Genomic DNA, 7,118 nt, shown 5'->3' with positions numbered 1-7,118 from the left:
AGACAGATCGCCGGGATCACGCGACGGAAGTCGCGGTCCCTGACGAGACAGGACCGCTCGGCTGCACCCGCGCCGGATCTCGTCCTGCGTGACTTTACGGCGCCGATGCCGGGACTGAAACTCGTCGGGGACATCACCTGCATGCCAACCGCCGAGGTGGCTTCATCTGGCGACGGTGATCGACCTGTGCACGCGTGAGGTCGTGGGCTGGTCGATGGCCAGCCATATGAGGGCTCAGCTCGTGGCGGATGCCATCCGAATGGCCCATGCCGGCGGGCACACCGCTGGCAATGCGATCTTTCATTCGGACCGCGGGTCTCAATATACGTCTCGTCAATTCCGGGCCACACTTGCGGAGTTGGACATCGGGCAGAGCGTCGGCCGAACCGGCTCGTGTTTCGACAATGCAGCGGCGGAGAGTTTCTTCGCCGTCCTCAAGGCCGAGATCGGAACGACGGTCTGGGCGACAAGGGCCCAGGCTCGGCAGGACGTTTTCCGATGGATCGCGGAACATTACAACCGGGAGCGACTCCACTCGACCATCGGCTACATCACGCCGTACGAGGCGAGAACCTGCTACCGGCAACGACTCGGCCTCGCGGCATAAAACGGAAGTGTCGGCACTCAAGGGGTCACTTCAGAGCGCACCCACACCCGCCGGCCCCGCACCGGAAGGACGCGGCCTCCAGCCGCCCGCCTTCGGCCAGCCTTCCCCGGCCCTGCTGGCACGCGCCGACCGCGGCTGCGCCCGCTTCCTCGCGCAGGCCGCCCCGGACGACCGCACCGGCGACCACGACCAGGACGTCGCGGCGAGGCGCCGGTGAGCGACACCTACACCGTGCTCCACGGCCCCCACGGCCTGGTCGACGCCGAACTCCCGCTGGACCGCGCCCCGTACGAAGCGCTCGTGACCGCCGTCCTCGCGTGGCAGGACCCGAACCTCACCTCCCGCGACTACGAGCAGATCGCCCTCCAGCTCACCGGGCACGCCCGCGCCCTCGCCGTCGACGTCCAGCGCCACGCCGCCGCCCTGCCGAAGAACGACGGCTGCGGCGCCCTCGCCGAAGTCATCCTCCGCGAAGCCGCCGGCCGCCTCTCCCAACCGATCCAGGGCACCGCACACTGCGCCCAGAACCGCGCCCGGCTCGTACGGGCCCTCTACGAACGCCTGGACCGCCTGGCGGCCGCGCCTGCCACGCGGACCGTCTGAACTGCACCCAGGCGACCACGGGCTTCAGCTACGCGGCGCTGCAAACAGAGGGAGTCTTTACGGCTGGGGCACGGCGGGCGAAGCATCTGCCTGACCGGCAGCCAGGCCGGACCATCGGCCCGGCGACCCTTGAAGGGCGGGTTCTTCACCGGCGCTGTCCATCACTGTGCGGCACGACTGCAGTCCGGTAGGCGGGCCCGGCACAGCACGGGCCCCGAGGGAGCAGCCAGGGCATCCCCGGGGCCGCGGCGGGGGAGTGGCGCTCCAGGCAGGGTTACGACGTTAGTTGGCCCAGGGTGGCCGGGAATGCCGTGAAGTCGGTCCGCAGGTCTTCTGCGGTGAAGGTGGGCAGTTGGGCAGCCGAGTAGAGGGCGCCGCCTGTGGAGGAGCCGTCGGCGTTCGTGATGTGGGGTGGCGGTGGCCAGCTCGGCATGGTCGCGGTCGCCTTGAACGGCTCTTGCGTGAGCAGGACGAACGGGCCCGCCTGGTCTGCCGACCTCTCGAAAGTGATCCGGAGGGACTCGTACCAGGTCTCGGTGAGTTCGTTGGGCGACACCCACCGCAGGATGCTCAACGGTGCCGTGCTGATGTCCGGCGTGGTGATGGTGATCGTGCCGAACAGCGAGTGATGGGCCTGGATCCGGAAGTCGAGCGTCTTCAGCCGTACCCAGTCAGCGCCTCCAACCAGGACCTCAGTCATACGGCTGCCGGTGAAGCTGAGCGTGTGCCGGCCGGGCTGAAGCCCGGTTGCCATGACGGCGCCGGGCACGCTGACCGACAACCGGACTCTCTGCCCGACTGGCGGGACGGCCCACGACGGGCCCGCAACGGCCGGCACCAGGACGCCACCCGCTGCCGCAGCCAGCGCGCCCTTCAGGAACCGGCGGCGTACGACGCCGGATGTGTCACTCGATGCATGCATGAGCGCATACTCGCGCCTGCGCGCGCCGGCGGCCGGACAGATCGCTCCGCCACCACCCATACGGATGATCGACAGTCCCCAGCCGCTCACCATCCTGCTCATCGGCCGCCTGTTCCGCCTGGGGGCCTACAGGGGCGGTGGCCGTCCGGGCTGCCTGTTATGGATGCGGCTGCCTCCTCACCCGGTGGGCTGTGGCCGGACCGTCTGTCAGGTCGCGGCCCGCCTCCGTGTCACGAGGTGAACGTCGTCCGAGGTGGCACTGGGTCCGTCTTTTGGCCGTGTCCCCACCCGCTGCTGAGCGACCAGTTCCGTCGGGTCGGACGGGACCTCCAGCTGTGGACGGGTACCTCACAAACCGCCAGGGGCTGCCCTGCAACAGTCACGTCACCACAGCACTTCGCCCCCTTGGAGCGGGTGTCGCCCCGGGCGGAACACGGCCGTTCACTCCCTGGAGTGGTTTGCCGCTCATCTCATGTTGTGACCGCATCTTACGCCATTGGAGTGGACACGCTGCGGAGCGACGCGACCACATGGCGTTGTCTGTGATGTGAGGAGTGCGCATGCCTGTTTCCACCACCCCGGGCACCAACTGGGGTACCTGGATCAACCTCGAGGGCGGCATCTTCGCCGAACCGGCCCCGGTGTTGACCGCCGACAACCGGGTGCAGGTCTTCGTCCAGGGCGGAAGTAACACCCTCTACAGCAGGACCGAGAATCGTGACCGTTCCTGGGGAGCCTGGGTCCACCACCAGGGATCGGCCGTCGCCGGGGTGTCCAGCGCGGTGCGGGGCAGGGACGGCAAGATCCGGGTCTTCTACCGGACTCCGGACAACCACCTCGAAGTCATCACCCAGACAGCGATCAACTCCTCCTACGGCGCCCCGGCACGCCTGGTGAACAACATCGGCGGGGACCCGGCCGCCGCGCTGAACGCCGACGGCCGCATCCAGGTCTTCTTCCGGGGCACGGACGGCGCGCTGTGGCACGTGCGCAACCAGGGCGTGTACTACGAGGCGTACACCGGGCCGGTTTCCCTGGGCGGCGGGATCTTCGCCACTCCCTCCCCGGTCCTGGACGGATCGGGCCGCATCGTGGTGGCCGTCAAGGGCGGCGGCGACACCCTGTACACCATCCAGCAGACGGCGGCGAACTCCCCGGATTCGTGGGAGGCCTGGCACCACGAGACCAGCGGGGTGACCAGCCGGCCCACGGCCGTCGTGGACGCTGCCGCGCGGGCGCAGATCTTCTACCGCGGCTCGGACGGCGCCGCCTGGCGGGTGGGGCAGACCTCCAACTACGACTCCTTCCAGACGTCCGTGTCCCTGGGCGGCGCCATCATCGACCGGCCCACCGCCGCCCTTGGGCAGGACGGCCGTCTCAATGTCCTGGCCAAGGGCACCGACAAGGCCCTGTGGGTCACGGTGCAGGACAGGGAGAACGACACCCCCTACGGCGCCTGGCAGTCCCTGGGCGGTGTCATCGGTGACGCCCATGTCAGCCCGGTCATCGCCAACCACGAGGCTCTGCTCTTCGCCTTCACCCAGGGCTCCGGCACCACCAGGCACCTCTTCCTCCAGCGCCAGACCTGGACCTGACGCCCCGACCGCGCGGGGCCCGGGATCAGTACGGTCCCGGGCCCGGTGGGGTCCTAGCCGCCCGCCGAAGGCGCCCCGGCTCTGGTCACCCGTTCTTGAGCCTGACCACGGTCCACTGGCCGAGTTCACGGGTCATGGCGGTGTGGCCTTCGTTGGTGGTGGCGCAGTGGAAGTCGTGGAGGTCGCTGCTGTCGGGGTTGATCTTGGCCCAGAGGGCGGTGGGGTCGTCGATGTCGGCCGACGCCACCGCGCTGATGGTGGGGACGAAGGTGGAGGCGTTGTGGGCGAGCTCCGCCGGCCTGTCGTTGACGATCTGTGCCAGCATCGCGGCCATGCCGAAGTTGGCGGCGTCGTCCAGGAGAGGAGCCTTGGGGAACAGGCCTCCGGGAGCGCCGTCGAGTTCGGGGAAGCCGGTGGTGTGGACCGAGACCTCGGTCCGGCCCAGTTCCCGCATCTGGGCGACGGTCTTCCTTCCCTCGCCCTGGGCACGCAGCTGCACAGCTACCTCCGGCCCGGGGGTTTCCATCGCAGTGTCGTCGGCGGGCACCCCGTTACCGGCGCCGGTGCCCGTACCGTTGGCGACACCCATCAGGCGGGGGCGGTTGGGCCAGTTGCCCACCTGCTCCAGTGCGGCCAGGAAGTCGGTCCGTGCCTGGTCCTGGCCGGCGGTGACGTCGAGGGTGGCGCTGGCGCCGGTGGCGAGGTGCCAGCGCAGCATCTGGCGCGCGGCCGGACTGTTGATCAGATCGGAGTAGAGGCTCAGGAGCGGGTTGGTGGTGCCCCATCGGTCCTTCATGAAGTGGGCGAATGCCTGGACACCGAGGGGCAGCCACGCCCCGCGGTGCGGGGTGTCGTAGGAGAGGTAGGTGTGGGTCTGGTGGTCCTCCCCTTGCTTTTCCATCTTGGCCAGGGCGTAGCGGGTGACCATCCCTCCCATGCTGAAGCCGCCCACCGTCAGCGGGGCGGTGCGCTCAGGGCCGGCGAGCGTCTTCCTGATGCACTCGATCGCGACGTCGGCGTTGTCGAGGATGGACGCGGAGCGGTTTTTGAAACCCAGGAGGACGACGTCGAAGCCGCTGCTGCGCAGGCTGGAGATGAAGGGGTAGTCCCCGTTCTCCAGGCCGCGGTAGAAGAGGTGGGGGTCGGTGGGTCCGATGGCGAAGCCGTCGGCGAGGATCACCGGCCGCTTGACGTTCGTCTGGCCGGATGAGCTGAAAAAGACCCAGGCGGTTCCGTTGCGCAGATCCCACTTGGTGTTCCAGGGGTCTGCTTGCGCGGGTGCGGGCTGAGCCCCCGGAGGGGTTCCCCAGATACTGACAACGGGCTTGGACATGCTTCGACGGCTCCTTGGTGTCGCGGCCGGTCACACCGAACTCGGCTATCGTCCCGACGCAAGCATCCGAGCCTCACCGCAATCGAGCGACATCACTCTTTAGAGGTGGCGTCGATAGTGGGACGACGGGTTGCTACCGGTTGCGGCTCTTGTGTGGGAATGTGGCCGATGCGGCGTTCGAAGAGACCTCACCGCGGGCCCGGGTGCTCGCGCGCTGTGGCGGACCGTTCGGTGCCCAGCTCCAGCCCTTGCCCCCCGGGGCGCCTTGCGTTTAAACGCGGTCGCGGGAATGAACACCTGATCGGGTGAAGATCCCCGCTGTCTGCCGGTCCTCCGGGCGCGGACCCGAGATCGTGGGCGGAAAAGACGACCAAGGAGCCACACACATAATGTTGCCCCCCATCGGTGCGGAAATCCCCTGCTCCATGTACGCCCCCAGCGCCAAGCTCGAATACGCGGGCAGCGTCCTGGCCCTCGAATTCAAGGGCCAGATGAAGCAGCGTGTTGAGCCCGATCCCAGCCAGCCGCCCTCCAAGAGCGTGAACCTGGAGGTCATCGGCTGCAAGGTGCGTGCCGAAGCGGACGGCATGACTGTCGTCGTCGAGCAGAACGACACCGACGTGGTTGCTGCCAGCACTCTGGCGGTGATCCAGTCCTTCCCTCCGAAGTTTGTGCAACGCGATGTTTTGCCGTTCACCGTCGCGTTCCATAAGGGGGACGATGAGCCGGTCGTCCTGATTGCCAAGAAGCCCATGGTCCTCGTCGCGGAGATCGTCCGGTACCCGCCCGATGGTGATCTGTACCGGCTCGAAGCTCCTGTCGAGTTGGTTGCGTCCGATGCCCCGGACATCGTCGCCGGCCGCCTCACGGCCTTCGACTGCCGAAAGGGCGGCCTGTAGCCTCACCCGCACACCACGCAGCCCCCATGGTGTGAGCAGCACGTGGGCTACATGGCACAGGGCGCCTCGGTGACATCCCGGTCCCACCGTGCAAGAAGCGTCGCCACGGCGGGGAGCTCAGTGCGTATTGCACTCATCATTCGCGGACCATGATCGGCGACCACCCTTTGCAGCGGGGTAAGGCATCCGGTGCGGGCCAGCCGACAGCACGAGGCCCCGGGTGATGACGCCCGGGGCCCTGGCTGTGCACGTCGGCTAGGCCGTTTCGTTTGGATCACCGAGCGGACCAGAGGAAGATGCCCGCGATATGGAGCCCGGCCAGGTAGATGGTGGCGGTCTTCTCGTAGCGGGTGGCGATGCCGCGCCACTGCTTGAGGCGGTTGATGCACCGCTCGACGGTGTTGCGCTGCTTGTAGGTCTCGCGGTCGAAGGCCGGTGGCCTGCCACCCCGGCTGCCCCGACGTAACCGGTGCGCGCGCTGGTCGGCGGGAACAGGGATCACTGCCCGGATGCCGCGCTTGCGCAGGTGCTCGCGGATCGCGCGGGAGGAGTACGCCTTGTCAGCCAGGACCACATCCGGCCTGGTGCGGGGCCGGCCGCGCCGACGGGGAACGCGCAGGCGGGCCATGACCTCGGTGAACGCGGGTGCATCACCCGCCTGGCCTGCGGTGAGAACGAATGCCAGAGGCCGGCAGTGGGCATCGGCAGCGAGATGGATCTTCGTGGTCAGCCCGCCCCGGGACCGGCCGATGGCATGGTCGTCGGGTTCGCCGGCCGGGGCCCCTTTTTGCGGGCCCCGGCCGCGTGCTGGTGAGCCCGCACGATCGTGGAGTCCACCGACACGGCCCAGTTGAGGTCCTCGTCCGCGTCGGCCTGGGCCACCAGGGCGGTGAAGACCCGCTCCCATGTGCCGTCGACGGCCCACATCCGCAGCCGGTTGTAGACGCCTCGCCAGTTGCCGTACCTCTCCGGCAGGTGGACCCACTGCGTGCCGGTCTGGAACTTGAAGGCGATCGCGTCGATCACCTCACGATGGTCCCGCCACCGGCCACCCCGCCTCGGCGTCCGGTCCGGGAGCAACGGCTCGATCCGCGCCCACTGCGCATCAGTCAACGGCACACCCGGACCAACGACCAACTGATCCAAACGAAACTGCCTA

The 7,118-nt window shown here is 68.4% G+C and carries 8 protein-coding genes and 1 pseudogene; 6 read left to right on the top strand and 3 right to left on the bottom strand.

All coding sequences use genetic code 11. From position 1 onward, the window contains the following. The 4 genes and pseudogenes from ACVV2G_RS33020 to ACVV2G_RS33005 all read left to right on the top strand — a co-directional run. Positions 1–198, top strand: a pseudogene (locus ACVV2G_RS33020) (hypothetical protein); the annotation flags it as partial. After that, positions 176–607: an IS3 family transposase gene (locus ACVV2G_RS33015; protein ID WP_453846452.1), complete on the top strand. Its 432-nt coding sequence runs from the start codon at positions 176–178 to the stop codon at positions 605–607. The pseudogene ACVV2G_RS33020 and the gene ACVV2G_RS33015, both read left to right, overlap by 23 nt. 7 nt (positions 608–614) lie before the next feature. Continuing rightward, positions 615–824, top strand: a complete 210-nt coding sequence (locus ACVV2G_RS33010) for a hypothetical protein (RefSeq protein ID WP_453846451.1) — start codon at positions 615–617, stop codon at positions 822–824. Further along, a complete protein-coding gene (locus tag ACVV2G_RS33005) occupies positions 821–1,210 on the top strand; it encodes a DUF6415 family natural product biosynthesis protein (RefSeq protein ID WP_453846450.1) in 390 nt (129 codons plus the stop codon). Before ACVV2G_RS33010 ends, ACVV2G_RS33005 begins: the two co-directional genes overlap by 4 nt. Before the next feature lie 274 nt (positions 1,211–1,484). On the opposite strand, the gene ACVV2G_RS33000 is transcribed toward ACVV2G_RS33005, so the two are convergent. After that, positions 1,485–2,234 (bottom strand): twin-arginine translocation signal domain-containing protein, encoded by a 750-nt coding sequence (locus ACVV2G_RS33000; RefSeq protein WP_453846449.1) that lies wholly within the window; start codon positions 2,232–2,234, stop codon positions 1,485–1,487. A gap of 458 nt (positions 2,235–2,692) precedes the next feature. Here ACVV2G_RS33000 and ACVV2G_RS32995 point away from each other — a divergent pair, with 458 nt between their 5' ends. Further along, entirely contained in the window at positions 2,693–3,727 is a 1,035-nt protein-coding gene (locus ACVV2G_RS32995) for a PLL family lectin (RefSeq protein ID WP_453846448.1), read from the top strand. Positions 3,728–3,812: 85 nt separating this feature from the next. Here the strand turns inward: ACVV2G_RS32995 and ACVV2G_RS32990 are convergent, their stop codons facing one another. Continuing rightward, positions 3,813–5,060 carry an esterase/lipase family protein gene (locus tag ACVV2G_RS32990; RefSeq protein WP_453846447.1) on the bottom strand — a complete coding sequence of 416 codons (1,248 nt, stop codon included), beginning with the start codon at positions 5,058–5,060 and terminating at the stop codon, positions 3,813–3,815. A 389-nt stretch (positions 5,061–5,449) separates the two neighbouring features. On the opposite strand from ACVV2G_RS32990, the gene ACVV2G_RS32985 reads away from it, so the two are divergent. Further along, positions 5,450–5,959, top strand: coding sequence for a hypothetical protein (locus ACVV2G_RS32985; RefSeq protein ID WP_453846446.1), 510 nt, complete (start codon positions 5,450–5,452; stop codon positions 5,957–5,959). Between the two features lie 274 nt (positions 5,960–6,233). Here ACVV2G_RS32985 and ACVV2G_RS32980 read toward each other — a convergent pair. Continuing rightward, positions 6,234–7,096, bottom strand: a protein-coding gene (locus tag ACVV2G_RS32980) for an IS5 family transposase (protein ID WP_453843967.1) whose coding sequence is annotated in 2 segments (ribosomal slippage) — positions 6,234–6,739 and positions 6,739–7,096 — 864 coding nt in all. Because the reading frame shifts where the segments join, the coding sequence is not laid out codon by codon here. Positions 7,097–7,118: the final 22 nt, after the last annotated feature.

This window comes from Streptomyces sp. JK94 (assembly GCF_053613315.1).
Note: the sequence above shows the minus strand (reverse complement) of the source record. Positions and strands in the feature narration are given on the sequence as shown.